The 26,717-nt window shown below is 62.9% G+C and carries 27 protein-coding genes; 17 read left to right on the forward strand and 10 right to left on the reverse strand.

Features of this window, described 5'->3' with window-relative positions; genetic code table 11:
* Positions 1–22 precede the first annotated feature (22 nt).
* The 5 genes from IG197_RS24505 to IG197_RS24525 all read left to right on the forward strand — a co-directional run bounded on the left by IG197_RS24505 (position 23) and on the right by IG197_RS24525 (position 2,965).
* Complete coding sequence (locus tag IG197_RS24505) at positions 23–430, forward strand: AprI/Inh family metalloprotease inhibitor (protein WP_192315483.1); 408 nt, start codon at positions 23–25, stop codon at positions 428–430.
* Between the two features lie 90 nt (positions 431–520).
* Entirely contained in the window at positions 521–1,048 is a 528-nt protein-coding gene (locus tag IG197_RS24510; protein ID WP_192315485.1) for an Rrf2 family transcriptional regulator, read from the forward strand.
* Between the two features lie 8 nt (positions 1,049–1,056).
* Positions 1,057–1,503 (forward strand): carboxymuconolactone decarboxylase family protein, encoded by a 447-nt coding sequence (locus tag IG197_RS24515; RefSeq protein ID WP_210283696.1) that lies wholly within the window; start codon positions 1,057–1,059, stop codon positions 1,501–1,503.
* 72 nt (positions 1,504–1,575) lie between these two features.
* Entirely contained in the window at positions 1,576–1,953 is a 378-nt protein-coding gene (locus IG197_RS24520) for a DoxX family protein (protein ID WP_192315486.1), read from the forward strand.
* Between the two features lie 235 nt (positions 1,954–2,188).
* On the forward strand, positions 2,189–2,965 hold the full coding sequence (locus IG197_RS24525) for an EF-hand domain-containing protein (protein WP_192315488.1): 777 nt from the start codon (positions 2,189–2,191) through the stop codon (positions 2,963–2,965).
* 139 nt (positions 2,966–3,104) lie between these two features.
* On the opposite strand, the gene IG197_RS24530 is transcribed toward IG197_RS24525, so the two are convergent.
* Positions 3,105–3,740, reverse strand: coding sequence for a TetR family transcriptional regulator C-terminal domain-containing protein (locus tag IG197_RS24530; RefSeq protein WP_154386372.1), 636 nt, complete (start codon positions 3,738–3,740; stop codon positions 3,105–3,107).
* A 239-nt stretch (positions 3,741–3,979) separates the two neighbouring features.
* On the opposite strand from IG197_RS24530, the gene IG197_RS24535 reads away from it, so the two are divergent.
* From IG197_RS24535 to IG197_RS24580, 10 genes are all read left to right on the forward strand, one after another.
* Positions 3,980–5,308 (forward strand): aspartate aminotransferase family protein, encoded by a 1,329-nt coding sequence (locus IG197_RS24535; protein ID WP_192315490.1) that lies wholly within the window; start codon positions 3,980–3,982, stop codon positions 5,306–5,308.
* Positions 5,305–5,604, forward strand: coding sequence for a cupin domain-containing protein (locus IG197_RS24540; protein ID WP_067960273.1), 300 nt, complete (start codon positions 5,305–5,307; stop codon positions 5,602–5,604). The genes IG197_RS24535 and IG197_RS24540 overlap by 4 nt, the downstream gene beginning before the upstream one ends.
* Positions 5,605–5,615: 11 nt before the next feature.
* Positions 5,616–6,866, forward strand: coding sequence for a Zn-dependent hydrolase (locus tag IG197_RS24545; protein ID WP_192315492.1), 1,251 nt, complete (start codon positions 5,616–5,618; stop codon positions 6,864–6,866).
* A 153-nt stretch (positions 6,867–7,019) separates the two neighbouring features.
* Positions 7,020–8,471 (forward strand): dihydropyrimidinase, encoded by a 1,452-nt coding sequence (gene hydA / locus IG197_RS24550; RefSeq protein WP_192315494.1) that lies wholly within the window; start codon positions 7,020–7,022, stop codon positions 8,469–8,471.
* Positions 8,472–8,513: 42 nt separating this feature from the next.
* Entirely contained in the window at positions 8,514–9,008 is a 495-nt protein-coding gene (locus IG197_RS24555; RefSeq protein WP_192315496.1) for a hypothetical protein, read from the forward strand.
* Between the two features lie 115 nt (positions 9,009–9,123).
* Positions 9,124–9,945: an ABC transporter ATP-binding protein gene (locus tag IG197_RS24560; protein WP_192315498.1), complete on the forward strand. Its 822-nt coding sequence runs from the start codon at positions 9,124–9,126 to the stop codon at positions 9,943–9,945.
* Positions 9,935–10,489 carry a hypothetical protein gene (locus tag IG197_RS24565; RefSeq protein ID WP_131922440.1) on the forward strand — a complete coding sequence of 185 codons (555 nt, stop codon included), beginning with the start codon at positions 9,935–9,937 and terminating at the stop codon, positions 10,487–10,489. Before IG197_RS24560 ends, IG197_RS24565 begins: the two co-directional genes overlap by 11 nt.
* Positions 10,490–10,538: 49 nt before the next feature.
* Positions 10,539–11,417 carry an ABC transporter permease gene (locus IG197_RS24570; RefSeq protein ID WP_192315500.1) on the forward strand — a complete coding sequence of 293 codons (879 nt, stop codon included), beginning with the start codon at positions 10,539–10,541 and terminating at the stop codon, positions 11,415–11,417.
* Positions 11,414–12,547, forward strand: coding sequence for an ABC transporter permease (locus tag IG197_RS24575; protein ID WP_371746488.1), 1,134 nt, complete (start codon positions 11,414–11,416; stop codon positions 12,545–12,547). Before IG197_RS24570 ends, IG197_RS24575 begins: the two co-directional genes overlap by 4 nt.
* Before the next feature lie 51 nt (positions 12,548–12,598).
* Positions 12,599–13,573, forward strand: a complete 975-nt coding sequence (locus IG197_RS24580; RefSeq protein ID WP_192315502.1) for an ABC transporter substrate-binding protein — start codon at positions 12,599–12,601, stop codon at positions 13,571–13,573.
* Positions 13,574–13,830: 257 nt separating this feature from the next.
* Here the strand turns inward: IG197_RS24580 and IG197_RS24585 are convergent, their stop codons facing one another.
* The 6 genes from IG197_RS24585 to IG197_RS24610 all read right to left on the reverse strand — a co-directional run bounded on the left by IG197_RS24585 (position 13,831) and on the right by IG197_RS24610 (position 20,606).
* On the reverse strand, positions 13,831–15,474 hold the full coding sequence (locus tag IG197_RS24585) for an ArnT family glycosyltransferase (RefSeq protein WP_371746489.1): 1,644 nt from the start codon (positions 15,472–15,474) through the stop codon (positions 13,831–13,833).
* A gap of 53 nt (positions 15,475–15,527) precedes the next feature.
* A complete protein-coding gene (locus IG197_RS24590; RefSeq protein WP_067960293.1) occupies positions 15,528–15,857 on the reverse strand; it encodes a lipid-A-disaccharide synthase N-terminal domain-containing protein in 330 nt (109 codons plus the stop codon).
* On the reverse strand, positions 15,854–16,570 hold the full coding sequence (locus IG197_RS24595; protein WP_067960294.1) for a glycosyltransferase family 2 protein: 717 nt from the start codon (positions 16,568–16,570) through the stop codon (positions 15,854–15,856). Before IG197_RS24595 ends, IG197_RS24590 begins: the two co-directional genes overlap by 4 nt.
* Positions 16,571–16,752: 182 nt before the next feature.
* Positions 16,753–18,405, reverse strand: coding sequence for a thiamine pyrophosphate-binding protein (locus tag IG197_RS24600; RefSeq protein WP_192315506.1), 1,653 nt, complete (start codon positions 18,403–18,405; stop codon positions 16,753–16,755).
* On the reverse strand, positions 18,402–19,577 hold the full coding sequence (locus tag IG197_RS24605; protein WP_067960299.1) for a CaiB/BaiF CoA-transferase family protein: 1,176 nt from the start codon (positions 19,575–19,577) through the stop codon (positions 18,402–18,404). The genes IG197_RS24600 and IG197_RS24605 overlap by 4 nt, the downstream gene beginning before the upstream one ends.
* Before the next feature lie 96 nt (positions 19,578–19,673).
* On the reverse strand, positions 19,674–20,606 hold the full coding sequence (locus IG197_RS24610) for an alpha/beta fold hydrolase (RefSeq protein WP_192315507.1): 933 nt from the start codon (positions 20,604–20,606) through the stop codon (positions 19,674–19,676).
* A 211-nt stretch (positions 20,607–20,817) separates the two neighbouring features.
* Here IG197_RS24610 and IG197_RS24615 point away from each other — a divergent pair, with 211 nt between their 5' ends.
* Positions 20,818–21,744: an ABC transporter ATP-binding protein gene (locus IG197_RS24615; protein ID WP_067966320.1), complete on the forward strand. Its 927-nt coding sequence runs from the start codon at positions 20,818–20,820 to the stop codon at positions 21,742–21,744.
* Positions 21,741–22,502 carry an ABC transporter permease gene (locus IG197_RS24620; RefSeq protein ID WP_154386318.1) on the forward strand — a complete coding sequence of 254 codons (762 nt, stop codon included), beginning with the start codon at positions 21,741–21,743 and terminating at the stop codon, positions 22,500–22,502. The genes IG197_RS24615 and IG197_RS24620 overlap by 4 nt, the downstream gene beginning before the upstream one ends.
* Before the next feature lie 15 nt (positions 22,503–22,517).
* Here the strand turns inward: IG197_RS24620 and IG197_RS24625 are convergent, their stop codons facing one another.
* The 3 genes from IG197_RS24625 to IG197_RS24635 form a co-directional block, all read right to left on the reverse strand.
* Complete coding sequence (locus IG197_RS24625; protein ID WP_192315509.1) at positions 22,518–23,435, reverse strand: cation diffusion facilitator family transporter; 918 nt, start codon at positions 23,433–23,435, stop codon at positions 22,518–22,520.
* A 63-nt stretch (positions 23,436–23,498) separates the two neighbouring features.
* Positions 23,499–24,785: a tlde1 domain-containing protein gene (locus tag IG197_RS24630; RefSeq protein ID WP_246765239.1), complete on the reverse strand. Its 1,287-nt coding sequence runs from the start codon at positions 24,783–24,785 to the stop codon at positions 23,499–23,501.
* 310 nt (positions 24,786–25,095) lie between these two features.
* Positions 25,096–26,535, reverse strand: a complete 1,440-nt coding sequence (locus IG197_RS24635) for an amidohydrolase family protein (protein ID WP_192315511.1) — start codon at positions 26,533–26,535, stop codon at positions 25,096–25,098.
* Between the last annotated feature and the right edge of the window lie 182 nt (positions 26,536–26,717).

A 26,717-nucleotide genomic window follows, 5' to 3' on the forward strand; every position in this document is an offset into this window, starting at 1 on the left:
GCGGCGAGCGAGGGAACAGGCGATGCGTCTGATCGGGGCTGGGGTGATGGTCGCGGCGAGCCTGCTTCCGCGTGGGGCGTGGGCCGACGATCTTCAGTCGCTCTACCTCGATGCGCTCGACAAGGCCGAGGTTGACGGCTTTCTCGGCAGATGGCGGATCCGCAACGAGGCCGGCGACAGGAGCTGCGATGTCGTGCTCGAGCGCGAGATGACCATCGGCGGCTTGCAGATCGATGTCGACCCGGCCTGCGCCAAAGCCTTTCCTGTTATGGACGAGATTGCCGCCTGGCGTCTCAAGGAAGGCTGGGCCATCGACCTCGTCGACGCCGTCAGGCAGATGCGCCTGCGTTTCTACACACCCGACGTGACCTACATCACGGCACAGGAGATCGATGGCATCTTCACCATCGAGCAGCTGCCGAAGAAGTGAGCCGTGGACGGTTTTCCCAGATTGTTCGCATGCGCCTATTGCGGATATTACTTATCCACGATATTATATATCCACGATAAGGAGACCACGATGAAGCTCGGTGATGGCGTGGAGGCGGCGATCCATTGTGCGGCGATGCTGGCCGGCGTCGATGGCGACGGCACGCTGCCCGCCAATGCCATGGCCGAAGCCTTCGGCCTGTCACCGAGCTACCTGCTCAAGCACTTGAAGGCGCTGACGGCGGCGAAGGTGCTGGAATCGCTGCCGGGTCCGAGTGGCGGCTACAGGCTGGCGAAGCCGGCCGAGCAGATCACGCTGCTCGACATCGTGCTGGCGGTCGAGGGCAGGGAGCCGGCGTTCCGCTGCGGCGAGATCAGGCAGAAGGGCAAATATGCCCTCGACCCCTCGGCCTATGTGAAGCCCTGCGGCATAAATGTCGCCATGCTCAAGGCCGAGCGTGCCTATCGCGCCGCACTTGCAGGCACAAAGCTGTCCGACATCGTCTCCGACTTCACCGAGAACACCGACCAGCGCATCGTTGCCGCCAGTTGCGCATTCGTCGCGCTGAACCAGCGGCCGCAAAAGACAAGAACCATCAACGAAAGGAAGATACCGTGAAACCAAGGATGAATTTCTACACCGCTGCACCCGACCTGACGAAGCTCTTGGTCTCGCTCAACACCGCGATCAATGAATGCGGCCTCGAGCACAGCCTGCTGCACCTGATCAAATTGCGCGCATCGCAGATCAACGGCTGCTCCTATTGCGTCGACATGCACAGCCGCGAGGCCAAGCAGGATGGCGAGACCGAGCAGCGCCTCTGGCTCGTTGCGGCATGGAAGGAATCGCCGCTTTTCAGCGAGCGTGAGCGGATGGCCTTTGCCTGGACAGAAGCGGTCACCAACATAGCGGATGCCGGTGTTCCGGCCGAGCTTTATGCCGAGGGGCAAAAGCACTTCTCCGGTGAGGAACTGGTCAAGCTCACCATGGCGGTCGGTATGATCAATACCTGGAACCGGCTTTGCGTGACGTTCCATGCCGTCCATCCGGTCGCCGACGCCAAGGCCGCCTGAGTTTTCCAGCCTTCCCAAAAAATCAGACGTATTTTCAGCGGTCGCCGATGGCGGCCGCGCAAGGAGCTGTGCATGTTCGAAACTGATATTTCCGTGCTTACCGCAGTCGGCCGTCTTTTGCTCGGCTGCGCCTTCGTCTTTGCCGGACTGCGCAACATTGCCAACACCAAGCTTTTGTCTGGCATGATGACTGCGCGCGGCGTACCGCAGGCCCATCTCGTCCTATGGGCCGGGATCATTCTGCAGATGGTCGCCGGCCTGATGCTGGTCGTCGGCTTTCACGCCGCCTATGCGGCCGCGGCCCTGATCGTGTTCCTGATCGCTGGGACGCTGATGTTCAACAATTTCTGGGATCATCAGGGCCCGGATCGCGCCTCGCGAATCAATGGCGTGGTCAGCAACGTGGCGCTGGCCGGGAGTTTTCTGATGGTGATCGCAACAGGCGGTTAAGCCGCTTTGCAGCGAAGGAACAGATTCAATCTGTGCTGCCAAGTCATGCCAGAAAAAGTGCTTTCCTGATTTGAGAAAGGCCTGTGGTCAGCGGCGTTTCGCTCTTCAAACAAGGTGAAATCACCTTGTCCGGACACGAAAGCGCCTGCATCGGGACGCCTCTGATGTTTCAATGAACGCTGCAGCCTGTCCTCATTGGCGGGCCGCCAAGCCGACGGCGAAGACGAGACACGCCATGACCAGAACGCCCAAGAAAAGCGAAACGCTGGAAATCCGGATTCCGCACGAAACCAAGCAGGCCCTGATGGCCCGCAGTCGGGCAGAGGGGAGGCCGGCCAGCGAGGTCGTGCGCGGTTTCATCGACGCCTATCTGTCCGAAGCGGCATGTTCAACCCCCTCAGCATGGGACAGAAACATGACCAGACTTCGCCTCTACGCCCGGCCATCCATGGCCCTTTTTGCCACCCTCGTCGCCGTAGGCGGCGTCGGGCTCGCCGTCTCGCCAGCCACCGCACTGCCGGACCTGCAGGTCGCTTTCAAGGAAGCCGACGCCGATGGCAATGGCGCGCTCAGCCCCGACGAGTTTGGCGGAACATTGTCAAGAACCTTCCGGATCGGGCCTGCGGCCAATACGGCCGAACCGCCGGCACCGCCCAAGGCTGACAGGGCCCAGCCGGGACTGATGTTCGTCATGCGTGCGGCACCCGAGACGGGGGACAAGCCGGTGGTATTGTCAGTGCGCGTGCCCGACAGCGGCGGCGCCAAGGATCGCGCCGGCCAGTTCAGGACAATGGATCTCAACGGCGACGGCAAGCTGAACTTCGAGGAGTTCGAGGCGCATCACCGGGCGCTGGTCGACCGCGCCTTCGCTGCCGTCGACGCTGACAAGGACGGCTTCCTGTCGCCGGGAGAGGTCGGTGGTGACGGCGATCGCGCTGATCTCGTTGCCGCCTTCGACCGCGACGCCGACGGCAGGTTGTCGCCCCAGGAGTTCATGGCGCCGAAGGAGTAGTGGGTGACGGCGCTCCGGTCGCCGTGGCTGGAGTGCCAACCGTCGCAAGGACGCGCAATCGCGCCTCCGAGAGAAGCCCCTCGGCCTTGTGTTCGAGCAGGATCGCTGGAAACGACACGGAAGTGGCGTGATAGCGCGGTCAGCCAGCCTTCGGCTTGAGCCCTTCGAGGAACAGCTGTTCGAGAAACCGGGCGGCATCCTCGAAGCGGCCGTCGCCGCCACGGTCCGGGCCGAGCACGGCGCGGACCTGGACGTCGAAATCGGCATAATGCTGGGTCGTCGCCCAGATCGAGAAGATCAGGTGCCAGGGGTCTGTCCTGGCGATCTTGCCGGCCCGCATCCAGCCTTTGATGACCTCGGCCTTCTCGTCGACGAGTTCCTTCAGCTCGCCCTCCAGCATCGGCATGATGCGCGGCGCGCCTTGCAGGATTTCATTGGCGAAGAGCCGGCTCTCGCGCGGATAGTCGCGCGCCATTTCGAGCTTGCGCCTGATGTAGCTGCGCAACTCGGTCATCGGGTCGCCGATGTTGTCGAGCTCCTTCAGCGGCGCGAGCCAAGTGTCGAGCAGCCGGTGCATCAGTGTCTCGTGGATGTCTTCCTTGCGCCTGAAGTAATAGAGCAAATTGGGCTTCGACATGCCCGCCGCCTCGGCGATCTGGTCGATGGTCGAGCCACGGAAGCCGTTGGTCGAAAACACCTCCAGGGCGGCTTCCAGGATGACCTCACGCTTCTCTTTCTGGATGCGGGTGCGGCCGCGCGGTGTCGAGCCTTCCATGGTCATGACATCCCGCATTGGAGGGTGGACGGAGATCGCATCTGGACCAATCCGCTGGACCAGTTCTTGCCGACCTGTGGAGCGCGCCTCAGAAGCCGCATTTCCGGTAGTAATCCCTTGACCGCCAATGCGGCGGTGCTAACGTTTGTCCATTCGGTCAAAAAATTGCGTAGCATGAAAACGCACCGAAGACCAAGCGTTGGCCGTACCTAAACAGGGGAAGAAAGGAAAGCTTGGTCATGTCGGACAGGCTCAAAGTTACGCCCAACGATCTCAGCGCATTCTGGATGCCGTTCACCTCGAACCGGCAGTTCAAGCAGTCGCCGCGCATGATGGTTGCGGCCAAGGACATGCATTACACCTCGAGCGACGGCCGCAAGGTTCTCGACGGCACCGCCGGTCTCTGGTGCGTCAATGCCGGCCACTGCCGGCCCAAGATCACCGAGGCGATCCAGAAGCAGGCGGCAGAGCTCGACTATGCGCCGGCCTTCCAGATGGGTCACCCGATCGTCTTCGAGTTGGCCAACCGCCTCGTCGACATCGCGCCCAAGGGCATGGACCACGTCTTCTTCACCAATTCCGGTTCGGAATCGGTCGAAACCGCGCTCAAAATGGCGCTGGCCTATCACCGGGTGAAGGGCGACGGCGCGCGCACCCGTCTGATCGGCCGCGAACGCGGCTATCATGGCGTCAATTTCGGCGGCATCTCGGTCGGCGGCATCGTCACCAACCGCAAGATGTTCGGCACGCTGCTTGCCGGCGTCGACCACATGCCGCACACCCACCTGCCGGCCAAGAACGCCTTTACCAAGGGCGAGCCGGAATATGGCGCAGAATTGGCCGACGAACTCGAGCGCATCGTCACGCTGCATGACGCCTCGACAATCGCCGCCGTCATCGTCGAGCCGGTCGCCGGCTCCACCGGCGTGCTGATCCCGCCGAAGGGTTATCTGCAGAAGCTGCGCGACATCTGCACCAAACACGGCATCCTGTTGATCTTCGACGAGGTCATCACCGGGTTCGGCCGTCTCGGCACGCCGTTCGCGGCCGACTATTTCGGCGTCATCCCCGACATCATCACCACCGCCAAGGGCGTCTCCAACGGCGTCATCCCGATGGGTGCCGTGTTCGTGAAGAAGGAGATCCACGACGCCTTCATGACCGGCCCCGAGCATATGATCGAGTTCTTCCACGGCTACACCTATTCGGGCAATCCGATTGCCTCGGCCGCGGCACTCGCCACGCTCGACACCTACAAGGAAGAGGGCCTTTTGACCCGCGGCGCGGAGCTTGCATCCTACTGGGAGGAGGCGCTGCATTCGCTCAAGGGCGAGCCGCATGTCATCGACATCCGCAACATCGGCCTGATCGGCGCGATCGAGCTGCAGCCGATGGCTGGCGCGCCGACCAAACGTGCCTTCTCGGCCTTCGTCAAGGCGTTCGAGCGTGGCGCGCTGATCCGCACGACCGGCGACATCATCGCCCTGTCGCCGCCGCTGATCATCACCAAGGGCCAGATCAACGAGCTGATCGACCACGTCCGGGAAGTGCTGAGGATGGTGGATTGACCTACCAGGCGCGGCAGCAGGCGACGAGCGAAGTGCTCGTCGACGACGACAGGGTCCGCGTCACGCGCTGGGATTTCGATCCCGGCGCGGAAACGCGTTGGCACCGCCATGGCATGGACTATGTCGTAACGACGATCACGCCTTGCGCTTTCCTGCTGGAAGAGCCCGGCGGCGGCACGCGACGCGTCGACATGGCTGCCGGCGTCGCCTATAGGCGCGACGAGGGCGTCGAGCACAATGTGGTCAATGCCGGCGACAAGCCAATGTCGTTCGTTGAAGTCGAGTTGAAAGCATAAGGGTCCGAACCATGTCCGCTCCAGGCGAAAATCTCCGAATCAATTCAGAGCGTTTGTGGGATTCGCTGATGGAAATGGCGAAGATCGGCCCCGGCATTGCCGGCGGCAACAATCGCCAGACCCTGACCGACGAGGACGGCGAGGGCCGCCACCTGTTCAAGAAATGGTGCGACGCGGCCGGGCTAGAAATGGGCGTCGACGAGATGGGCACGATGTTTGCCCGCCGCGAAGGCACAGATCCCGAGGCGCTGCCGGTCTATGTCGGCAGCCATCTCGACACCCAGCCGACGGGCGGCAAGTTCGATGGCGTGCTGGGCGTGCTCGGCGGACTTGAGGTTGTGCGTACGCTCAACGACCTCGGCATCAAGACCAGGCACCCGATCGTCGTCGCCAACTGGACCAACGAGGAAGGCACGCGTTTTGCTCCGGCCATGCTGGCATCGGGCGTGTTCGCCGGCGTGCTTGAGCAGGATTTCGCCTATGCCCGCACCGACGCGCATGGCGCGCGCTTCGGCGACGAGTTGGAGCGCATCGGCTGGAAGGGCACCGAAAAGGTCGGCGCCCGCAAGATGAAGGCCTTCTTCGAACTGCATATCGAGCAAGGCCCGATCCTCGAGGATGAAGAGATCGAAATCGGCGTCGTCACCCATGGGCAAGGATTGAAGTGGCTGCAGGTAACGCTGACCGGCACCGAGGCGCATACCGGTTCGACGCCGATGTACAAGCGCCGCAACGCCGGCCTTGGCATGGCGCGGGTGACCGAGCTGGTGCACGAGATCGCCATGGACTACCAGCCCGACGCCGTCGGCGCGGTCGGCCACATGGAGGTCTACCCCAACTCGCGCAACATCATTGCCGGGCGCACCGTCTTCACCATCGACATCCGATCGCCGGAAAAGGAAGTGCTCGACGCCATGGACAGCCGCATCCGCGAGGGCATCGCCACGATCTGCGAGGCGCTTGATATCTCCTACGAGATCGAGCAGGTCGGCCATTTCGACCCGGTCGCCTTCGACGAGAGCTGCGTCAAGGCCGTGCGCGACGCCGCCGAGCGGCTCGGCTACAGCCACCGCGACATCGTTTCGGGTGCCGGCCACGACGCCTGCTGGATCAACCGGGTTGCGCCGACGGCAATGGTGTTCTGCCCATGTGTCGACGGGCTGAGCCACAACGAAGACGAAGAGATTTATCCGGAATGGGCCGCCGCCGGCTGCGACGTGCTGTTCCACGCCGTGGTCGAGACCGCGGAGATCGTTGAGTGAGTTTTTGGGCCGACATTGCCGCGCGGGCAGTCCTTTCCCATCACGGGGAAGGGCGGCTTGCGCTTGGCTTGCGTGGAGTGTCTGCCCTTAGATGATGTGAAACTTTGCTGAAGCGCTCGCAAAGAAGCGCGGCAACAATAGGGGAACTGAAGAATGACCAAAGTCATCCGAAACGGCACCATCGTCACGGCCGACCGGACGTGGAAGGCCGACGTGCTGATCCAGCATGGCAAGATCGTCGCCATCGGCGAGAATCTGCATGCCGACCATGAGTTCGATGCCACCGGCTGCTACATCATGCCCGGTGGCATCGACCCGCACACCCATCTCGAAATGCCGTTCATGGGCACCTATTCGGCCGACGATTTCGAGAGCGGCACGCGCGCAGCACTTTCCGGCGGCACGACGATGGTCGTCGATTTCTGCCTGCCGTCGCCCGGCCAGTCGCTGCTCGAAGCGCTGCAGATGTGGGACAACAAGACCTCCAAGGCCTGTTCCGACTATTCGTTCCACATGGCGATCACCTGGTGGGGCGAGCAGGTGTTCAACGAGATGGCTCAGGTCGTCGACAAGGGCATCACCTCGTTCAAGCACTTCATGGCCTACAAGGGCGCGCTGATGGTCGACGACGACGAGATGTACTCGTCATTCAAGCGTTGCGCCGAGCTCGGCGCGCTGCCGCTGGTCCATGCCGAAAACGGCGACGTCGTCGCCCAGCTGTCGGCCAAGCTGCTGGCCGAAGGCAATAACGGCCCCGAGGCGCATGCCTATTCGCGGCCGCCCGAGGTCGAGGGCGAGGCGACCAACCGCGCCATCATGATCGCCGACATGGTGGGCAGCCCCCTCTATGTCGTGCACACTTCCTGCGAGCAGGCGCATGAGGCGATCCGTCGTGCCAGGCAGAAGGGCATGCGCGTCTATGGCGAGCCGCTGATCCAGCATCTGGTGCTCGACGAGACCGAATATTTCAACAAGGACTGGGACCATGCGGCGCGCCGGGTGATGAGCCCGCCCTTCCGCAACAAGCTGCACCAGGATTCCTTGTGGGCCGGACTGCAGGCGGGCTCGCTGCAGGTGGTGGCGACCGACCATTGTTCGTTCACCACGGCGCAGAAGCGCACCGGTGTCGGCAATTTCACCAAGATACCCAACGGCACCGGCGGCCTCGAGGACCGCATGCCGGTCCTGTGGACCAAGGGCGTCAACACCGGCCGGCTGACGATGAACGAGTTCGTCGCGGTGACCTCGACCAACATCGCCAAGATCCTCAACATGTACCCGAAGAAAGGCGCCATCGTCGAAGGAGCGGACGCCGACGTCATCGTCTGGGATCCGAAGCGCAAGAAGACCATCGCCGCCAAGAGCCAGCAGTCGGTCATCGACTACAATGTCTTCGAGGGCATCGAGCTGACCGGCCTACCACGCTTCGTCTTCACCCGCGGCGAACTGGCGATCCAGGAGCACGAGGTCAAGGTGCAGCCCGGCCATGGCGAATTCGTCGCCCGCGAGCCGCATGCAGCGGTCAACCGGGCGCTGTCGCAGTGGAAGGAGATCACAGCACCGCGCAAGGTCGAACGCACAGGTATCCCGGCGACGGGAGTGTGAGCGATCGGACTGGGTGGGGTCGATGATGACGGGGACATTTTGATGGAACCGGAAAGTGCCCCCGCCAAGCGGCGCTCCAATGGGCATTTTTCCTTCTTTGCCCTAATTGGAAGTGTGTTTGCAGGGCTCTGGGCCTGTGGGATTGTCTTGATCCTCTTTGAGGTATTCAGCAGCTCTTCATTGTCAAAACTCTCCCGACTTCCACTGGATGTAGCGGGTTCGGTTTTCTGGAGCGTGTGGGGTGCACTTATCTGGACAATTCCTGCGAGCGTAGCTGTCGGCGGACTAGTATTTCTGCTGGCCAGGATAGGGCGCGATAGATCGCTTCCGAGTGGTTTTGGTTTTGTAGGATTCGGGTTCACGATGGGAGCAACAATTGTTTTGATGCTCCTTGTCTGCGACTTCATTCTAGGCGGGTCCATGCCGTTCGCAGATAGCATAGCTTTGGCGACAGCTGGCCTCGTCGGTGGAGCGATCGCGGGAATTACTTACCGGAGGCTCATCGTCTATCGCAATCTGGGCTCAGGCTACGCTTGACCAAACAGGGCGAAAGAAGGCCGGCTCGTTTCATGCGTCTGGGAAAGAGTGTTGATCAAGTGGACGCCTACCTCATCTTCGGAGAGGATGGCATGATGTGGGGTAAAGTCGGGCAATGCTCATGACAGTCAATCAAGCCATGGCGACGAGCGTCGAGCGAAACGCAGTCGTCGAAGCCAGACAACTGGGGCTGACCTTCCAGACCAATGACGGCCCGGTGCGGGCGCTTTCGGACGTCAATCTGACCATCAACAAGGGCGAGTTCGTCTCCTTCATCGGGCCTTCGGGCTGCGGCAAGACGACCTTCCTTCGTGTCATCGCCGATCTTGAGCAGCCGACGGAAGGCACCATCTCGATCAACGGCATGACGCCGGAACAGGCGCGCCAGGCGCGGGCCTATGGCTATGTCTTCCAGGCGGCCGCGCTATTTCCGTGGCGGACCATCGAAAACAATGTCGGGCTTCCGCTCGAGATCATCGGCCTGTCCAAGGCCGAGCAGCAGGCGCGCATCAAGCGCACTATGGATCTGGTAAATCTCACTGGTTTCGAGAAGAAATATCCCTGGCAGCTTTCCGGCGGCATGCAGCAGCGCGCCTCGATCGCGCGCGCGCTGGCCTTCGATGCCGACCTTCTGCTGATGGATGAGCCGTTCGGCGCGCTCGACGAGATCGTGCGTGACCATCTCAACGAACAGCTGCTCCGGTTGTGGCGGCAGACCAACAAGACGATCTGCTTCGTCACGCACTCGATCCCCGAGGCCGTCTACCTCTCCACGCGCATCGTCGTCATGTCGCCGCGCCCCGGCCGGGTCACCGACGTGATCGAGTCGACGCTGCCCACCGAGCGGCCGCTCGACATCCGCGAGAGCCCGGAATTCCTGGCGATCGCCGCGCGTGTCCGCGATGGGCTCAGGGCAGGGCACAGCTATGACGACTGAGATGGGGTTCGAGGATCCTCGTACATCGCGGATTACGGCTTCGAACGTCAATGGGGAAACTGTCCTGCGCGTCCCGCCGAGCCGCAACGCGTTCGCCTTGGCTTTTCTGTTTGTTTGGCTTGGAGGCTGGACTGCCGGCGGCGTGATGGCGTTCAATCAGCTCGGCGTAGCGCAAGGTGGAGCCCAGGGTTTTCTGCTCTTCTGGCTATGTGCGTGGGCTTTGGGCTGGATCGGTGCCGCCGGCACACTCGTGTGGCAGGTTTTCGGTGCCGAGCTTATCGGGGCGACCAGCGTTGCGCTGACTCATTCTTACCGGCTGTTCTTCTGGTCGCGTACACGCAGGTTCAATCCTGCCTCCATCAGGAAGCTGCGCTGGAAAGAGGGTAACGGATCGCAATGGAACCGCCACGGGGATCCGTCTTCAGTGGCCTTCGATTACGGCGCAAAGACAATCCAAATGGCCAAAGGCGTGGACTCTGGGGAGGGGGAATACATCGTAAACACCCTTCGGCAGAGACTTGGCCTTGAGAGGGCGCGCCCATGAACGTCAAGGAACCTGTCATGTGCAGCCTCAAGTCGTGGGAGGCCTGCTGATGGATCGCCTCAGAGACCGCGTCGTGCCCGTCATCACCATCCTCGCGGTCATCGTCGTCGCATGGTACGCGTTCGCCGTCTACATGAACGCGCCGTTCCAGCGCGATCTCGACCGGCGGGCGGGCGAGACGTCGACGACCATGGAATTCATCGGCAAGACGCTGTCCCAGCCCAAGCCGACGATGCCCGCACCGCACCAGGTGGCGCAGAACTTCTTTGAAAACACCTTCCTCAGGAAGGTCACCAGCGCGCGCAGTCTCGTCTACCACTCGTGGGTGACGCTGTCATCGACGCTGCTCGGCTTCACCTTCGGCACGGCACTGGGCATCCTGATCGCCGTCGGCATCGTGCATGTGATCGCGCTCGACCGCAGCCTGATGCCGTGGATCATCGCTTCGCAGACGATTCCGATCCTTGCGGTGGCGCCGATGATCATCGTCGTTCTGGCGGCAATCGGCATTACCGGGCTGATCCCCAAGGCGCTGATTTCGACCTATCTGTCGTTCTTCCCTGTCGCCGTGGGCATGGTGAAGGGGCTGCGCTCGCCCGATCTCATGCACCTCGACCTGATGCATACCTACAATGCGAGTGCGTCGCAGACCTTCTGGAAGCTGCGCGTTCCGGCTTCGGTGCCGTTCCTGTTTGCCTCGATGAAAGTGGCGGTGGCGGCAAGCCTGGTCGGCGCCATCGTCGGTGAACTGCCAACGGGAGCGGTTGCGGGCATCGGCGCAAAACTGCTCGCGGGCTCCTACTACAGCCAGACCATCGACATGTGGGCAGCGCTCGTCGCCGGATCGGTGGTGGCGGCAATGCTGGTGGTGCTGGTGGGGATCGTCGGCAAGATTGTCGAACGCTCGATGGGTGGGAGGCCGGCATGATGAACTCCAAGCCGTCCTCGCAGGTCGGGCTGGCGGTGCTGCTTTGCGCCGTAGCCATGGCGACAATGCCGATGCTCGCCACGGAGGCTACGGCACCGATGTCGAGAGGCACGACGTCACTTGTCATCGGACTGATCGCATTGAGCGGCGTTGCCTCCTTCGCCATGTTTACCGGCATCGCCAGTGCCGCCCTGCTGTTCGTCGGCGCGCATGGCGCTGCCTGGCTGCTGATCGCGGGTGTTGCGGGCAATGAAGGCATGGCGCGCCTGCCATACTTCCTGCTGCTTGCCGCCGCCTGGCTGCTGGCCTGGCGTTGCGTCGCCGTGCTGTCGGCAGTCCGCCCGGTGTCGAAACAGGCAAGGACGTTGCTCAGGCTGCTGATCCCGGCGATCTTCGGGGCGTGGATCCTGATCATATGGGAGGCGGTGACACGCGGAGCGGGCATCCCCTTCATCCTGTTGCCGCCGCCGAGCGCAATTGCCGCGCGCATCGGCGCATCGCTACCGACCCTTGCCGCCGACGTGCGCCAGACGATCTTCAAGGCGGTTCTGTTCGGCTACGTCGTCGGCTGCGCCTCGGGCTTCGTCGTCGCGATCCTGGCCGACCGCGTGCCGTTCCTGCGCCGCGGGCTCCTGCCGATTGGCAACATGGTATCGGCGCTGCCGATCATCGGCGTGGCGCCCATCATGGTGATCTGGTTCGGCTTCGAGTGGCAGTCGAAGGCCGCCGTGGTCATCATCATGACCTTCTTCCCGATGCTGGTGAACACCGTTGCCGGCCTCGCCGCATCGGGCCACATGGAGCGCGACCTGATGCGCACCTATGCGTCCAGCTACTGGCAGACGCTGTTCAAGCTGCGCCTGCCGGCCGCCGCCCCCTTCATCTTCAATGCGTTGAAGATCAACTCCACGCTGGCGCTTATCGGCGCCATCGTCGCCGAATTCTTCGGCACGCCGATCGTCGGCATGGGCTTCCGCATCTCGACCGAGATCGGGCGCATGAATGTCGACATGGTCTGGGCGGAGATCGCTGTTGCGGCTCTGGCCGGTTCCGTCTTCTATGGCGTGGTCGCCCTGATCGAGAGGGCCACCACTTTCTGGCATCCGTCTGTCCGTGGTGGGCGGGCGTGACCTGAGCTCCTTGGGCGGGGCCGCGGTCCAACTTCAGAGGGAAAGAAGAAGATGAAAAGACTGATGGTATCGTTGATGGCGGGAGCGATGTCGCTGGCCGCAGCACAAGCGGCACTCGCCGCCGACAAGGTGACGCTGCAGCTCAAATGGGTGACCCAGTCGCAATTCGCCGGCTACTACGTCGCCAAGGAGAAGGGCTTCTATGGCGAGGAAAACCTCGACGTCGACATCAAGCCGGGCGGTCCCGACATTGCGCCCGAGCAGGTGATCGCCGGCGGCGGTGCCGACGTCATCGTCGACTGGATGGGCGGCGCGCTCGCCGCCCGCGAGAAGGGTGTCGGCCTGGTCAACATCGCCCAGCCCTACAAGAAGGCCGGCATGGAGCTGGTCTGCCCGAAGGACGGCCCGGTCAAGACCGAAGCCGACTTCAAGGGCAAGACGCTGGGCGTCTGGTTCTTCGGCAATGAATATCCGTTCTTCGCCTGGATGAACAAGCTTGGCCTCAAGACCGAGGGCGGCGCCGATGGCGTGACGGTGCTGAAGCAGAGCTTCGACGTGCAGCCGTTGATTCAGAAGCAGGCCGACTGCATCTCGGTCATGACCTACAACGAGTACTGGCAGCTGATCGACGCCGGCTTCAAGCCGGAAGAGCTAACTGTCTTCAACTACACCGCCATGGGCAACGATCTGCTCGAGGATGGCCTCTATGCCATGGAAGACAAGCTCAAGGATCCGGCCTTCGAAGACAAGATGGTTCGCTTCGTGCGCGCCACGATGAAGGGCTGGAAATATGCCGTCGACAATCCAGACGAGGCTGCCGGTATCGTCGTCGACAATGGCGGCCAGGACGAAAACCACCAGAAGCGCATGATGGGCGAGGTGGCCAAGCTGATCGACAATGCCGACGGCAAGCTGATCGAGGCGGCCTACAAGCGCACCGCCGACGCGCTGCTGGCACAGAAAATCATCACCAAGGAGCCTTCGGGCGCCTGGACTTCGGCAATCACCGACAAGGCGATCAAGTAAGCTTTTGGATGATCGGAAATCGGAAAGGGGCGGGCGACCGCCCCTTTTTTGTTTGAGGCTGGCGCTTGAGATGCGTCCTTCGAGGGGCGCCTTTCAGGCGAACACCTCAGGATGAGGGCCGTTGTGGCAGAGGCGCTTCTCGGGAGGGCGTAGCGCCGTCAGGAGAGCGGGGGCCAACTCCTGCGTCCTGAATGCCTGCGAAGCGGGCCTCGAAGGACCCGCGCACGACCAAGGTGCGCCCGTCGGGCAGCCGGACGCTACTTCGCCAGCGTGTAGAAGGTCAGCGTGCGCGGCTCGCCCTTGGAATAGTTCATGCCTTCAATGATACCGCGCTGCCGGAGCGCGTCGGCATCACCGGGAATGGCGGCGAGGAAGGCTTTGCTCTCGGCTTCTGCGACGACGGCGATGGCGCAGGCGGGATCGGCGATGAGTGCCGCAGCCGCACCCTTGCCGTCGGTCAGCTGGGTGTTCGTGCCGGCGAGGAAAACGAGGCTTGGCTCGCCATAGCCGGCCGAGGCCAGCACGGAGGTCGGGCAGGGCTTCAGCTTCTCGAAGCGCTCGGCGATCTCAGGGCTGAGCCAGAGCGGCTTGAGCGGCGGCAGGATCTTCAGCGTCAGCACGCCAAAGACCGCAGCAGCCGCCGCCGCGGCGAAGGCGATGCGCTTGACCGGGTCCATGCCATCAGGCGCGCCGATGCCGTAGCGGGCGGCGATCAGGACGAGCACGGCGGCCAGCAGCCCCCACCAGGAGACATAGCCGAGGAAGTAGGGCGTGATGCCGAAAGCGATTGCCGAAAGGCCGATGCTGATACCGAACATGCCGAAGGCGCAAGCGCGGCGCAGCCAGAGCTGCCAGCGCGACAGCTCGATGCTGGCGGCCGATTTGGAGGTCAGCAGCCAGGCCATCAGCAGGATCATCGCCGGGTAGGCCGGCAGGGCGTAATGCGGCAACTTGGTCGGAATCAGCTCGATCGCCACCCAGTAGGGCAGGTACCAGGCAAGGCAGAACAGCAGGCGCGGGTCCTGCCGGAAGTTGTTGAGCGCCTTGAGCCCGCCTTCGAGTGCCACCAGCGCGAAGGGCCACATGAACAGCGAATAGGTCAGGAAATAATAGCCGGGCGGGAAACCGTGGGATTCCTGGCCGGAGCCGACCTTGCTCAGCAGGTCTTTGCCGACTGACTCCTGCCAGAATTCGGCGCCGGTCTTGAGCGTAATCAGGATCAGCCAAGGGGCCGCAACCAGAAGGGTCAACAGCAGGCCGGTGAATGGTCGAAGCTTGCGCAACCATGCGCGGTCCTTGTCGAAGACGACGAGGGCGGCGATGGTGAGCAGGCTGAGGAAGGGGATCACCGGTCCCTTGATCAGCAGCGCCAGGCCCTGTGCGCCCCAGAACAGCCAGTTGGCGTTGCCCTGCGACCTGCCGGCCTTGTGGCCGAGATAGATGGTGGCTAGCGCGCCCTGGGCGAGCAGGGCGGTGGCGAGAAGGGTGGCGTCGGTCTTGGCGATGCGCGCTTCGACGCCCAGCATCAGGATGCCCATCATGCCGAGGCCGGCAATGACACCGGCGCTGCGTCCGAACATGCGGTCGGCAATGAAGGCCAGCGCCAGCACCGAGAAGGTACCGGCGAGCACCGAGATCAGGCGGTAGACCCAGATCGGGGCGTCGCTGCCTTGGCCGCTTAGAAGCACGGCCGTGGATTGCAGCCAATAGATGCCGGCGGGCTTCTTGTAGCGCGGCACGTCCTGGAAGCGGATGTCGACATAGTCGCCGCTCTCGACCATCTGCTTGGTCGCCTGGACGAAGCGGGACTCGTCGCGGTCGGTCGGCGGCAAGGTCGAGGTGCCCGGTGCAAAGGCGAACAACGCGAGCAGGCCCAGAAGGAGATAAGTCAGCGGCGTCAACGTTTTGCGGGACGTTGCGGAGGTTTTGAGTCCGATGGTCGACATTCCCGTGGTCAGTCCGTCTTGGACATAGCCAGGCGCCGCTCATTGGCGATCAGCCAGAGATTGCGGATGTAGATGAACAGGCCAAGCCCCTGGCCGGCAATGAAGACCGGGTCCTGGCGCTTGATGGCGTAGATCAGAAGCAGCGCGCCGCCGCCGAGCGAGAAGAACCAGAAGGCGATCGGTACGACCGAGCGCTTGGCGCGTTCGGAAGCGAGCCACTGCACCACAAAGCGCATGGTGAAGAAGCCCTGGGCAACGAAGCCGAGCAGGATCCAGCCGTCGAACTGGGCGATGAAAACGTCGTGCAGCCAGGTGCCGAGTTCCGAGATCAGGTTCATTGGCCAAGCTCCGTGACTGATGGCACGACCTTGCGGCGGCGGCGCAGCCACCACACGCCGAAGAGGTCGAGAACGCCGCGCAGGCCGCGATCGAGGATGCCGTAGTTGGACTTGCCGTGGATTCGCGAGCGGTCGACGACGTCGACATGGACCACGCCACGGCCTTCGCGCAGCGCAAGTGCCGGCAAATAGCGATGCCAGCCGTCGAAGAACGGCAACTGGCGGAACAGGTCAGTGTGCAGGGCTTTGAGGCCGCAGCCCGAGTCGCGGGTGCCGTCGTGCAGAATCCGCTCGCGCAGGCCGTTGGCGAAGCGCGAAGACAGCTGCTTGAGCTTGGTGTCGGTGCGTTTGAGACGCTGCCCTGCGGCGATGCCGACGGTGGGGCCGGCGGCAACAAGCGCGTCGGCGAGCTTGGGCAGGTAGGCCGGGTCGTTCTGGCCGTCGCCATCCATGGTGACGACGACGTCGCCTTTCGCGGCAAAAACCCCGGAACGGACGGCCGCACTCTGGCCGGCGGAACGGTCGTGCCTGACATGGCGCAGGCGGCCGGCGCTGCGCGCTAGCTCGGCGAGAACGTCTGGCGTGCGGTCGGTGGAGCCGTCGTCGACGACGATGATCTCGTAGTCACGGCCGGCCATCGCGGCGTGAACCTCGCCGATCAGGATCGGCAGGTTCTCAGCCTCGTTCTTGCACGGAATGACGATTGAAATCATCAGTTTGCCTGGGGAAAGTTACAACAGGATGGCGAAATTCGCGGCCTCAATAGCATAAAGCCGCGCCTTTGCCACGATGGTTGCGCCTTTCCCTGAGCCAAGTTCCCAGTTGACTGCTGGGGCAGGTCTCACTTTTTCGAGATGTCCATTGGGGCAAGGTCTCCCTTGTCCCAATGCAATGCTCAGCGCTTGTCCCTGATGTCACTCAGCGTGCGCGTCGGCGTGATCGCTTCGGGATCGAGCTTGATCTCGATGATCGACGGCTTGCCGCTGGCGCGTGCGCGTTCGAAGGCTGCGGCGAACTCGTCGGTCTCGCGCACCGTCTCGCCATGGCCGCCATAGGCACGGGCAAGGGCTGCGAAGTCAGGGTTCTTGAGGTCGGTTGCCTCGACGCGGCCAGGATATTCGCGCTCCTGGTGCATGCGGATGGTGCCGTAGATGCCGTTGTTGACGACGATCACGATGATCGGCAGGCCGTATTGCACGGCGGTGGCGAATTCCTGGCCGTTCATCATGAAGCAGCCGTCGCCGGCAAAGGCGATGACCTCCCGCTCCGGGAACAGGCCCTTGGCGGCAACCGCTGCCGGTGTGCCATAGCCCATCGAGCCGGAGGTCGGCGCTGCCTGCGTGCCGTAGCGGCGGAAGCGGTGGAAACGGTGCACCCAGGTGGCGTAGTTGCCGGCGCCATTGGTGAGGATGGCGTCCTCGGGCAGCACCTTTTCCAGCCAGTTCATGATCGGGCCCATCTGCACGGGGCCGGGGCCGGTGAGCGGCGGGGTCGACCAGGCGAGATAGTCAGCATGCGCCTTTTTCGTCTCCTCGGCCCAGCCTGGTACTGCTGGACCCTTGCGCCTGGCGAAAGCTCGCACGAAAGCGGCCGGCGAGGCGTTGATGGCGATCGTTGGCCGGTAGACGCGGCCGAGCTCGTCCGGATCGGCATGGACGTGGACGAGCTGCTGGTCCGGATAGGGGCTCTTGAGCAACGTGTAGTCGGACGACGGCATTTCGCCGAAGCGGCCGCCGATCAGCAGCACGAGGTCGGCTTCCTTGATGCGCGTGGCGAGTTTTGGATTGATGCCGATGCCGACATCGCCGGCATAGTTGGCGTGCAGGTGGTCGAACAGCATCTGGCGCCGGAACGAGACGCCGACCGGCAGCGACCATTTCTCTGATATCGCCTGAATGTCATCGAAGGCCAGGCGCTGGTCCCAGCGCGTGCCGCCGAGGATGACAAACGGGCGCTTGGCTGCGTTGAGCAGCGCCTCGACCCGGTCCAGCTCGGCCTCGCCAGGATGGGTTTCCACTTGTACGGCGGGAAGGGCGACAGGTGCCTCGACTTCGCTGGTCAGCATGTCCTCGGGCAACGAGATGACGACCGGGCCGGGACGGCCCGACGTCGCCACCGAAAAGGCGCGGGTGAGCAGCTCGGGAATGCGCGCGGCGTCGTCGATCTCGACAACCCATTTGGCGATGTCGCCGAAGAAGCGGCGGTAATTGACCTCCTGGAAGGCCTCGCGCTCCTTGGCGTGGCTCGCCACCTGGCCGATGAACAGGATCATTGGGATCGAATCCTGCATGGCGATATGAACACCGGCCGACGCATTGGTGGCGCCGGGACCGCGGGTGACGAAGCAGATTCCTGGCTTGCCGGTGAGGCGGCCGTGGCAGTCGGCCATCATCGCGGCACCGCCTTCCTGGCGGCAGACGATGCTCTGGACCCTGGAATCATGCAGGGCATCGAGCACGGCCAGATAGGATTCGCCCGGCACGCAATAGATGCGGTCGACGCCATTGGCCTCGAGCGCCTCGACGATCAGTTTTCCGCCGGTCTTCATTTCGCAGTCTTCTCCAGTTCGGCAAGGATCTCAGCGGTGTGTTGCCCGAGGCGCGGCGACGGGCGGTCATAGGCAAGCGGCGTCTCCGACATCACCATCGGCGCGCGCACCGACGGCAGCCTGTTGCCGAGGCCGTCGTCGAGGTCCAAGCGCATGCCGCGCGCGATCGCCTGCGGATCGGCGAAAGCCTGGCCGATGGTGTTGATCGGGCTTGCCGGCACCCCCGCAGCCTCGAGCTTTGCCAGCAACTCTTCGCGGCCGAAGCCGGCCAGGGCTGCGACGATCTTTTCGCGCAGCGCGACGCGGTTGGCGACGCGGGCCGAGTTGGTGGCGAAGAGCGGGTCGGTGGCGATGGCTTCGAGCCCGACGATGGCGCAGAATTTCTGGAACTGGCCGTCATTGCCGACAGCAAGGATGAAGTGCCCGTCGCGCACCGGCAACACCTCGTAGGGCGAGATGTTGGGGTGGGCATTGCCCATCTGCACCGGCGAGTTGCCCGAGACGAGGTAGTTCAGGTTCTGGTTGGCGAGCACCGACATCTGGGCGTCGAACAGCGCCATGTCGACATGCTGGCCCTGGCCGGTGGCCTCGGCGTGACGCAGTGCCGCCTGGATGGCGATGACGGAGTAGAGCCCGGTGAATATGTCGGTGACGGCGACGCCGACCTTCTGCGGCTCGCCACCGGCGGGGCCGGTGATCGACATCAGTCCGGACATGCCCTGGACGATGAAGTCGTAGCCGGCGCGGGGGGCGTAGGGTCCGTCCTGGCCGAAGCCTGTGATCGAGCAATAGACCAGCTTCGGATTGATCTTCTTCAGGCTGTCATAGTCGAGGCCGTATTTCTTCAGGCCGCCGAGCTTGAAGTTCTCAATCAGCACGTCGGCGCCTGCGACCAGCTTGCGCACGATCTCGGCCCCTTCCGGCGTCGAGAAGTCGAGCGCGATCGAGCGCTTGCCGCGGTTGCAGGAATGATAATAGGCCGCCGAAAGGTTTTCGCCGTCATGCGAGGTGACGAAAGGCGGGCCCCATTTGCGGGTGTCGTCGCCGCCGTCAGGATTTTCGACCTTGATGACATCAGCCCCGAGGTCCGCCAGCAATTGCCCGGCCCAGGGACCGGCAAGGATGCGGGCAAGTTCGATGACGCGGATTCCGTGAAGAGGCGGATTGCTCATGAGGCACCAGATGTCATTTCAACAGATTGTACACAATTGGCTCTAACAGGAGTCCCGATTGGCCGCCACAGCGTTGGACTGGGCCAGCCCTGCCATTCACCGGGGAAGGGTCCGGTCGAGCCAACCGGCGAAATCGGCCATGATGGGTTCGCGGTTGATCTCGTTCAGGCTTTCGTGGCGGGTCTCGGGATAAACCTTTGAAACGAGATTCGAAAAGCCCATCCGGCGCAGCCGCCCGGCGAGCGCCTCGACAGCCTTGCCGCCATCGGTGGCGGGATCACGCTGACCGCCGACCAGATTGAACGGCAAATCCCTGCGCACGCCGGCGAAGTTGCCGTCGTCGGCACCGGCGAAGACGAGGTCGAAGACGTCGATCCACATCGACACCGACGCATCCCAACCGCAGAGCGGATCGGCGACATAGGCGTCGACCTCTGAGACATCGCGCGACAGCCAGTCGAATTCGGTGCGTCGGTTGGGAATCTTCCTGGCCCAGTCGCCGAAGGTCAGTTTGGGCAGCATGCGGGAGGGCACGTCCGAGCCCAGCCGGAAGCGCTCGAAGGCGAGGATCGCCTGCGCCAGGCGGCCAAGTATGCCGGCGGAGAAATTGGCGTTCCATATCGCGGCAGCAGCAACGCGTTCGGAGTGGCGCAGGACGAAATTGAGCGCGATCAGCCCGCCCATCGAATGACCGAAGACGACCACCTGCAGATCGGGATGCTTTCCGGCGATATGGTCGTGGATCGCCGCGATGTCGGCTACCACGATATCAAAGCCGTTCTTGCCGGCGAAACGGCCCTTGGGCGCATCGGGGGCAGTTGTCGCACCATGGCCGCGATGGTCGTGTGCATAGACATGGCAGCCGCGCGCGGCAAGGAAATCGGCGAAACGGGCGTAGCGCGCGCCATGCTCGGCGAGGCCGTGGTTGATCTGGACGACGGCACGGGCAGGGGTGTCGGCGGGCCTGACATAAAGATTGAGTTTTGCCCCGGTCGGGGAGGCAAGCGTGGTGGTGGTGTCGAACGGCATTGCTGTCTCCCCCGGTGCGGACTGTCGGGGATGTCAGGTGCGCCCGTCAAGGCCGGCGAACCGTGGTGCACAGGGACAATGTCAGGAGTTGTCACGACGTCCCTTGTTCGGCGGAAGCCAGCTCATATATTGCGCTAACCTTAGAACCGGCCGCCCTCGCCGGCATTTTTCGCGATTTTCCGTACCATTCCCAGCTGAAGTGATGATCGTCATGCAGCCGATTATTTCCGTTTCCAATCTTTCCAAGACCTATGCGTCGGGCTTTTCGGCGCTGAAGAACATCAATCTGGACATTCGCCGCGGCGAGATTTTTGCGCTGCTCGGGCCCAATGGTGCCGGCAAGACGACGCTAATCAGCGTCATCTGCGGCATCGTCAATCCGACTTCGGGCACCGTACTGGCCGATGGCCACGACATCGTTCGTGACTATCGTGCGGCGCGTACGCTGATCGGCCTGGTGCCGCAGGAGCTGACGACCGACGCCTTCGAGACGGTGTGGGCGACGGTGAGCTTCAGCCGCGGCCTGTTCGGCAAGCCGGCCAATCCGGCCCACATCGAAAAGATCCTCAAGGACCTCTCCCTGTGGGACAAGAAGGACAACAAGATCATCACCTTGTCGGGCGGCATGAAGCGCCGCGTGATGATTGCCAAGGCGCTGTCGCATGAACCGCAGATTCTGTTCCTCGACGAACCCACGGCAGGTGTCGATGTCGAGCTCCGGCGGGACATGTGGGAGGTGGTGCGCCTGCTGCGCGAAACCGGCGTTACGATCATCCTGACCACGCACTATATCGAAGAAGCCGAGCAGATGGCCGACCGCGTCGGCGTGATCAGCCATGGCGAGATCATCCTGGTCGAGGAAAAGGCCGAGCTGATGCGCAAGCTTGGCCGCAAGCAACTGACGCTGCAGCTGCAGCAGCCGCTGGAGCAGGTGCCGCCGGCGCTTTCGAGCCACGGGCTCGAACTGTCCGAGGACGGCAACGAGCTCATCTACACCTACGACACCCAAGGCGAGCGGACGGGCATCACGGCCCTGCTCAAGGACCTCAACGACGCCGGAATCCGCTTCCGCGACCTGCAGACCAAGCAGAGCTCGCTGGAAGAGATCTTCGTCAATCTGGTGAGTGAACGGCGATGAATTTTTACGCGATCCGCGCAATCTATCTGTTCGAAATGGCGCGTACGTGGCGCACGCTGCTGCAGAGCATTGTCTCGCCGGTCATCTCGACCTCGCTCTATTTCGTCGTCTTTGGTGCGGCCATCGGCTCGCGCATCAGCGAGATCAACGGCATCAGCTATGGCGCCTTCATAGTGCCCGGCCTGGTCATGCTGTCGCTGTTGACCCAGAGCATTTCCAACGCATCGTTCGGCATCTACTTCCCGAAATTCGTCGGCACCATCTACGAGCTTTTGTCGGCGCCGGTGTCCTATCTGGAGATCGTCATCGCCTATGTCGGGGCGGCGGCGTCCAAGTCGATCATTTTAGGCGTGATCATCCTTGCCACCGCGGCCCTGTTCGTTCCGCTGCAGGTCCAGCATCCGGTCTGGATGCTGCTGTTTTTGGTGCTGACGGCGGTAACCTTCAGCTTGTTCGGCTTCATCATCGGCATCTGGGCGCGCAGCTTCGAGCAATTGCAGCTGGTGCCGCTGCTGATCGTCACCCCGCTGACCTTCCTGGGCGGCAGCTTCTACTCTATCGACATGCTGCCGCCGTTCTGGCGCACGGTGTCGCTGTTCAATCCGGTGGTCTATCTGGTGAGCGGCTTCCGCTGGAGCTTCTTCGGCGTCTCCGACGTCAATGTCGGCATCAGCCTCGGCATGACGCTGGTGTTCCTGGCGGCCTGCCTTGCCGCCGTCTGGTGGATCTTCAGGACTGGCTGGCGCATCAAGGTGTAACAGAAGGGCGGAGGCTTACTCCGCCCATTCCCTGTCGGCGGTGAAGGCGATCGTCAGCCAGCGGTCGGGGCCTTCGTCGCCGAGTTCGTTGCCAATCTCGTTGCGCAGGGCGTCCCATTCCTCGATGGTCCTGGCGGGCAGGCCGGGCGGGACGATGAAATAGAGCTCGACCTGCATCAGGCGGCCGACCTTGGCGACATAGGCGCGGTATGAGACGAAGCCGTGCTTCTTCACCGTTGCCCGTGCGACCTCGTCGACATGTGCCTTGAGCGCCTCGGGCGTGATCAGCAGAATGTCGGAGAAGGCCTGGCGAATTGTGCCGATGGGCATCGGGATGATGACCAGGCAGACAAGCGCGAGCACAGCCGGATCGACATAAGGCGCTGTCCAGGCAAGCTTTGAGCCTTCGACTAGCCAGCCGCCGATGAAGGCGATCAACAGTGCCGCGGTGATGCCGCCCGACATCATCCAGGCGGTGACGTCGAGCGCCACGAAGTCGGACTGGATCGTCCGGTTGGCGCGGCTGCCGATGGTCGCCATCGTCAGGCATGCGGCAAGGGTGACGGCCGCATAGATGATGGCGAAATCGAATTCGAGATGATGTCCGCCGGCCAAAAGGTTGGCGACAGCATTGATCAGCGCGTAGCAGGAGACGCTGATCAGCACGATGCCGTTCAGGCCGAGCACGATGGGCTCGAGATGCCAGAAGCCAAACGAGAAGCGCTTGTGCAGGCGTCGGTTGTGGGTGGCATTGCTGGTGATGAGGCGGGCGACGATCAGCGCCAGGATGGTCATCGTCGCATCGGCGAGCGAATAGGCGCCGTCGAAGGCGATGGAGAAGGAGCCGCTGAGGACGCCGAAGACGATGCCGAACAGCGCGACGACGAACGTCACGGCGATTGACATCCGAAGCAGATTTGTTTCGGTTTTCATGGCTCAGCTATGAAATAGCCGCCTGCGGATGTCCATCGCTGACGGCTTGAGGGCGGTCTTGCCTCAGATCGCCTTGCCGTTCGAGGCCAGGCGGAAGCTCTCGCGGCCGCCGCTCGGCACCACGATCATCTGCTTGACCTTGCCCTGCTTGAAGGCGGTGAGGAAGCGCTTGTAGTCGGCGAAGGCGACGCAGCCATGCGACTCCTCGCGCCCGCCGCGCAGCAAATAGCTATGCGTCAGGAAGCCGTCGCGGCCATATTTGTTCTTGCCGTCGACCGGCAGCATGCGGATCGCCTCGACGCCGTGGAAGCGGCTCTCGCGCATCTTGAGATTGTAGGTGTGGGGCGGGGTCGGGCCGTTCATCTTGACGTGGACGTAGCGCGGGTTGTCGGCCATATTGCCGATGCCCGAATGTGCCTCGAGCACGCTGCCGTCGGGCATGTAGACCTTGGCGGCGCTGATGTCATAGACCGCTACGCCGTTGCCGGCGCGGGTCTTACCGCCGAACAGGCTGCGCAGCGACTGGCCGAGCGTGCTGCCCGGCTTGTCCTCGGGAATTTCCGGGCGCGCATAGGCGAGTTTTTGCGGCTTTCGGGTTTCTGGCTTTTCGACCACCTTCGGTGCACTGACCTCGGGATCGGGGGCGTTCGCCTTGCCGACATCTGCAGGCTCGGCGGCAGCGACTTCGGGGCGGAGTTCCGGACGGGGGCCGGCCGACGGGGTTTCGGCATAGTCGGGCAGGGCGGCCGCTTCTGCTTCAGCTTGTGCCGCGGCGAGTTCCTCTTCGGAAGACCCGGTCAGAAGGGTCGACAGTGCAGTGTCGGCAGCGCCGCCAGGCGACGGATCAGCATAAGCGAGGATGGTCGGGCGCTCTGCGACCGAAGCTGGCAAGGATACCGGCTGATCGGCGCTCTCTGCGGCGTCGGCAAGCTGTTTCAGTTCGACGGAACTGGCCGCGAACAGGCTGGCGAGCTTCTTGGAGCTCAGATCAGCCTTGCTGGCTATGGTGTCGAAGCGGGTGGCATTGCTGTTTGCGGGCGCGGCAGCCGCTACGGTGGCATGGCGGGCTGATTTGCCCAGACTGCCGGCTAGGCTGGCCATGGCGGCGGGCTTGGCGCCGTTGGCGGATATCAAGGGCTTGGTCGAGGCAGCGAGCCGCGATGCCTTGTCGGTGCTGACATAGGCCGTGAGCCGCGCCTGCCTGACGATCACCGGCTGCGCGTGCGGCTTGGGCGCCAGGTGGGCCGGATCGAAGGCGCTGACATTGCTTAATGCGGCCATGCCGGCCATCGACCACGCCGCCATGCCGGCGAAAGCCGTGCCGACACAAGCGATGACAAACGGGCGCACCAGACGGCGCAAGGATTGTGGACGAACGATTTTACTCAAAACGCGTAGCAGACCAGTTGTCCCGCAACATCGTGCGGCCGGCGAGGCGACCGCAGTGCGTGATTTCCGGAATGTCCCCAACTCGACAGAACGATGGAGAAAGGATGGACAAATGTGGTTAATTTTTGCTTTGCGTTTGCGCCAAACATCGCAGGCCCGGCATTCGGGGCCTGAGATCCCTGCGTCAGGGGTATCCGACGGTACGGTGCCGCATGGTCAGCGCCAGTATTGGCGCCTGTCCAGGTGAGAACTGTGCAAGAGAATTTCGAGGTCAGCCAAGCGTGTTCTTGTGGATCAAGCCGTCCTTCATGATCACGACCATGTTCTTGCCTGGCTCGCTGATCAGGTCGATATTTTCGAGCGGATTTCCGTCCAGAAGGAGCATGTCGGCGAGGGCGCCTGGTTCGATCACGCCGAGCTTGCCGGGATAGGGATTGCGCAGATTGGACAGCGCCAGCAGCTCCGCATTGCCCGAAGTTGCCATGCGCAGTGCCTCGGCATTGGTGTAGAAATTGCTGAGATGGGTGAACATGACGCTTTGGCGCGCGGTCATTGCCGGCGAAAACAGCACGTCGGAACCCCACGCGGTCCTGATGCCGTGCTTGCGAACAAACTCGTAGACCTTGGGAGTGCCGGCGAACAGCTGCTGTATGCGTTCCGCGCTTGGACCGGTCTGAGGCTCAGCATCCTCGACGGTGAGGAATGGCTGCATGCTGAGCCATACGTCTTTTTCGGCAAAGAGCTTTGCCGTTGCCTCATCCATCAGGTGCGCATGCTCGACGCAGGCCGCTCCGGCGTTGATCGCTCGCTGAACGGTGTTGGGGGCATAGGCGTGGACGGTGATGTATGTATTCCAGTCTTTTGCCACAGAGACGGCAGCGCGTATCTCGTCTTCGGCAAAGGTCGACATGTCGAGCGGGCTGCGCGGCGACGAAACCCCGCCACCGCCGACAAGCTTGATCTGCGATGCCCCCTGGATCAGCTGCTCGCGAATGCGCATCTTCAAGTCGGGAATGCCATCGACGACCGCGTTGGCTCCCATCAGTTCGCCGACGCTGAGCTGGTTGCCATCTCGCGGGATCTCTGTCGGCATGCGCAAATCGCCGTGGCCTCCTGTCGTCGTGATCATCGCTCCGCAGGGAAAGATGCGTGGGCCCGGAACGATGCCGCTGTCGACAGCCTGTTTGAACGAGAAAACCGGACCACCCAAATCCCGGATCGTGGTGAAGCCGCGCAGCAAGGTACGCTCTGCCTCGGCGGTGGTGGCAGCGAAGATGATGCCCGGATCGCCCGCCAGCAGTACGTTCAACGGCACCGCCGCAAAGACCGTATGCCAGTGGGCGTCGATCAGGCCCGGCATGAGCACCCGATCGCCGCAGTCGATGACAGTTGCGTCGGAGGGTGCTGCGCTGTTTTTCGTGTCTACCACTGCGACACGGTTGCCTTCGACCAGGACCTGAACGCCAGTCTTGAGTGTGTCGGAGGTGCCGTCGAACAGCCTGACCTGCCTGAACAGGGTTTTTTGTGACGGGCCGGGTGCCTGGGCCAGGGAAGGCGAGGCAAGAGCGGCAAAGCTTGCTCCCATGCCCGCCATGAAGCCGCGTCGCGTAAGGGCCTCGAGGCGTCGCGATGCCTGCTGAATCTCGGGGCTGAAGCAGCTGCAGCCGGTTCCGTGAACGAGGTGCTGGTACTTCTGACCTAACCGGAGCATTGCATCCCCCATCAGCCTTCGAGCGAAATTAATGTAGTCCCATGGGAGGCATTGGCAACCTTAGATATTGCCTTGGCAAGAATACCACCAAGGTGATCTGGATGGTCCTCTTGCCTGTTGGCGCGGGCACGACCGAGGCGTGGTGTCCTGACAGTGTTCGGACGCGCGTGTCATCGCGATGT

It is taken from the genome of Aminobacter sp. SR38, assembly GCF_014843375.1.
In the GTDB taxonomy this organism is placed as follows: domain Bacteria; phylum Pseudomonadota; class Alphaproteobacteria; order Rhizobiales; family Rhizobiaceae; genus Aminobacter; species Aminobacter ciceronei.

Coding starts and splice junctions, on each gene's coding strand:
- IG197_RS24600 (WP_192315506.1), bottom strand. CDS start 18,405: ATGAAGACCGGCGGAAAACTGATCGTCGAGGCGCTCGAGGCCAATGGC.
- IG197_RS24565 (WP_131922440.1), top strand. CDS start 9,935: ATGACGACTGAGATGGGGTTCGAGGATCCTCGTACATCGCGGATTACG.
- IG197_RS24615 (WP_067966320.1), top strand. CDS start 20,818: ATGCAGCCGATTATTTCCGTTTCCAATCTTTCCAAGACCTATGCGTCG.
- IG197_RS24635 (WP_192315511.1), bottom strand. CDS start 26,535: ATGCTCCGGTTAGGTCAGAAGTACCAGCACCTCGTTCACGGAACCGGC.
- IG197_RS24545 (WP_192315492.1), top strand. CDS start 5,616: ATGTCCGCTCCAGGCGAAAATCTCCGAATCAATTCAGAGCGTTTGTGG.
- IG197_RS24530 (WP_154386372.1), bottom strand. CDS start 3,740: ATGGAAGGCTCGACACCGCGCGGCCGCACCCGCATCCAGAAAGAGAAG.
- IG197_RS24610 (WP_192315507.1), bottom strand. CDS start 20,606: ATGCCGTTCGACACCACCACCACGCTTGCCTCCCCGACCGGGGCAAAA.
- IG197_RS24520 (WP_192315486.1), top strand. CDS start 1,576: ATGTTCGAAACTGATATTTCCGTGCTTACCGCAGTCGGCCGTCTTTTG.
- IG197_RS24510 (WP_192315485.1), top strand. CDS start 521: ATGAAGCTCGGTGATGGCGTGGAGGCGGCGATCCATTGTGCGGCGATG.
- IG197_RS24595 (WP_067960294.1), bottom strand. CDS start 16,570: ATGATTTCAATCGTCATTCCGTGCAAGAACGAGGCTGAGAACCTGCCG.
- IG197_RS24515 (WP_210283696.1), top strand. CDS start 1,057: ATGAATTTCTACACCGCTGCACCCGACCTGACGAAGCTCTTGGTCTCG.
- IG197_RS24620 (WP_154386318.1), top strand. CDS start 21,741: ATGAATTTTTACGCGATCCGCGCAATCTATCTGTTCGAAATGGCGCGT.
- IG197_RS24555 (WP_192315496.1), top strand. CDS start 8,514: ATGGAACCGGAAAGTGCCCCCGCCAAGCGGCGCTCCAATGGGCATTTT.
- hydA (WP_192315494.1), top strand. CDS start 7,020: ATGACCAAAGTCATCCGAAACGGCACCATCGTCACGGCCGACCGGACG.
- IG197_RS24580 (WP_192315502.1), top strand. CDS start 12,599: ATGAAAAGACTGATGGTATCGTTGATGGCGGGAGCGATGTCGCTGGCC.
- IG197_RS24590 (WP_067960293.1), bottom strand. CDS start 15,857: ATGAACCTGATCTCGGAACTCGGCACCTGGCTGCACGACGTTTTCATC.
- IG197_RS24575 (WP_371746488.1), top strand. CDS start 11,414: ATGATGAACTCCAAGCCGTCCTCGCAGGTCGGGCTGGCGGTGCTGCTT.
- IG197_RS24505 (WP_192315483.1), top strand. CDS start 23: ATGCGTCTGATCGGGGCTGGGGTGATGGTCGCGGCGAGCCTGCTTCCG.
- IG197_RS24525 (WP_192315488.1), top strand. CDS start 2,189: ATGACCAGAACGCCCAAGAAAAGCGAAACGCTGGAAATCCGGATTCCG.
- IG197_RS24560 (WP_192315498.1), top strand. CDS start 9,124: ATGCTCATGACAGTCAATCAAGCCATGGCGACGAGCGTCGAGCGAAAC.
- IG197_RS24605 (WP_067960299.1), bottom strand. CDS start 19,577: ATGAGCAATCCGCCTCTTCACGGAATCCGCGTCATCGAACTTGCCCGC.
- IG197_RS24535 (WP_192315490.1), top strand. CDS start 3,980: ATGTCGGACAGGCTCAAAGTTACGCCCAACGATCTCAGCGCATTCTGG.
- IG197_RS24625 (WP_192315509.1), bottom strand. CDS start 23,435: ATGAAAACCGAAACAAATCTGCTTCGGATGTCAATCGCCGTGACGTTC.
- IG197_RS24570 (WP_192315500.1), top strand. CDS start 10,539: ATGGATCGCCTCAGAGACCGCGTCGTGCCCGTCATCACCATCCTCGCG.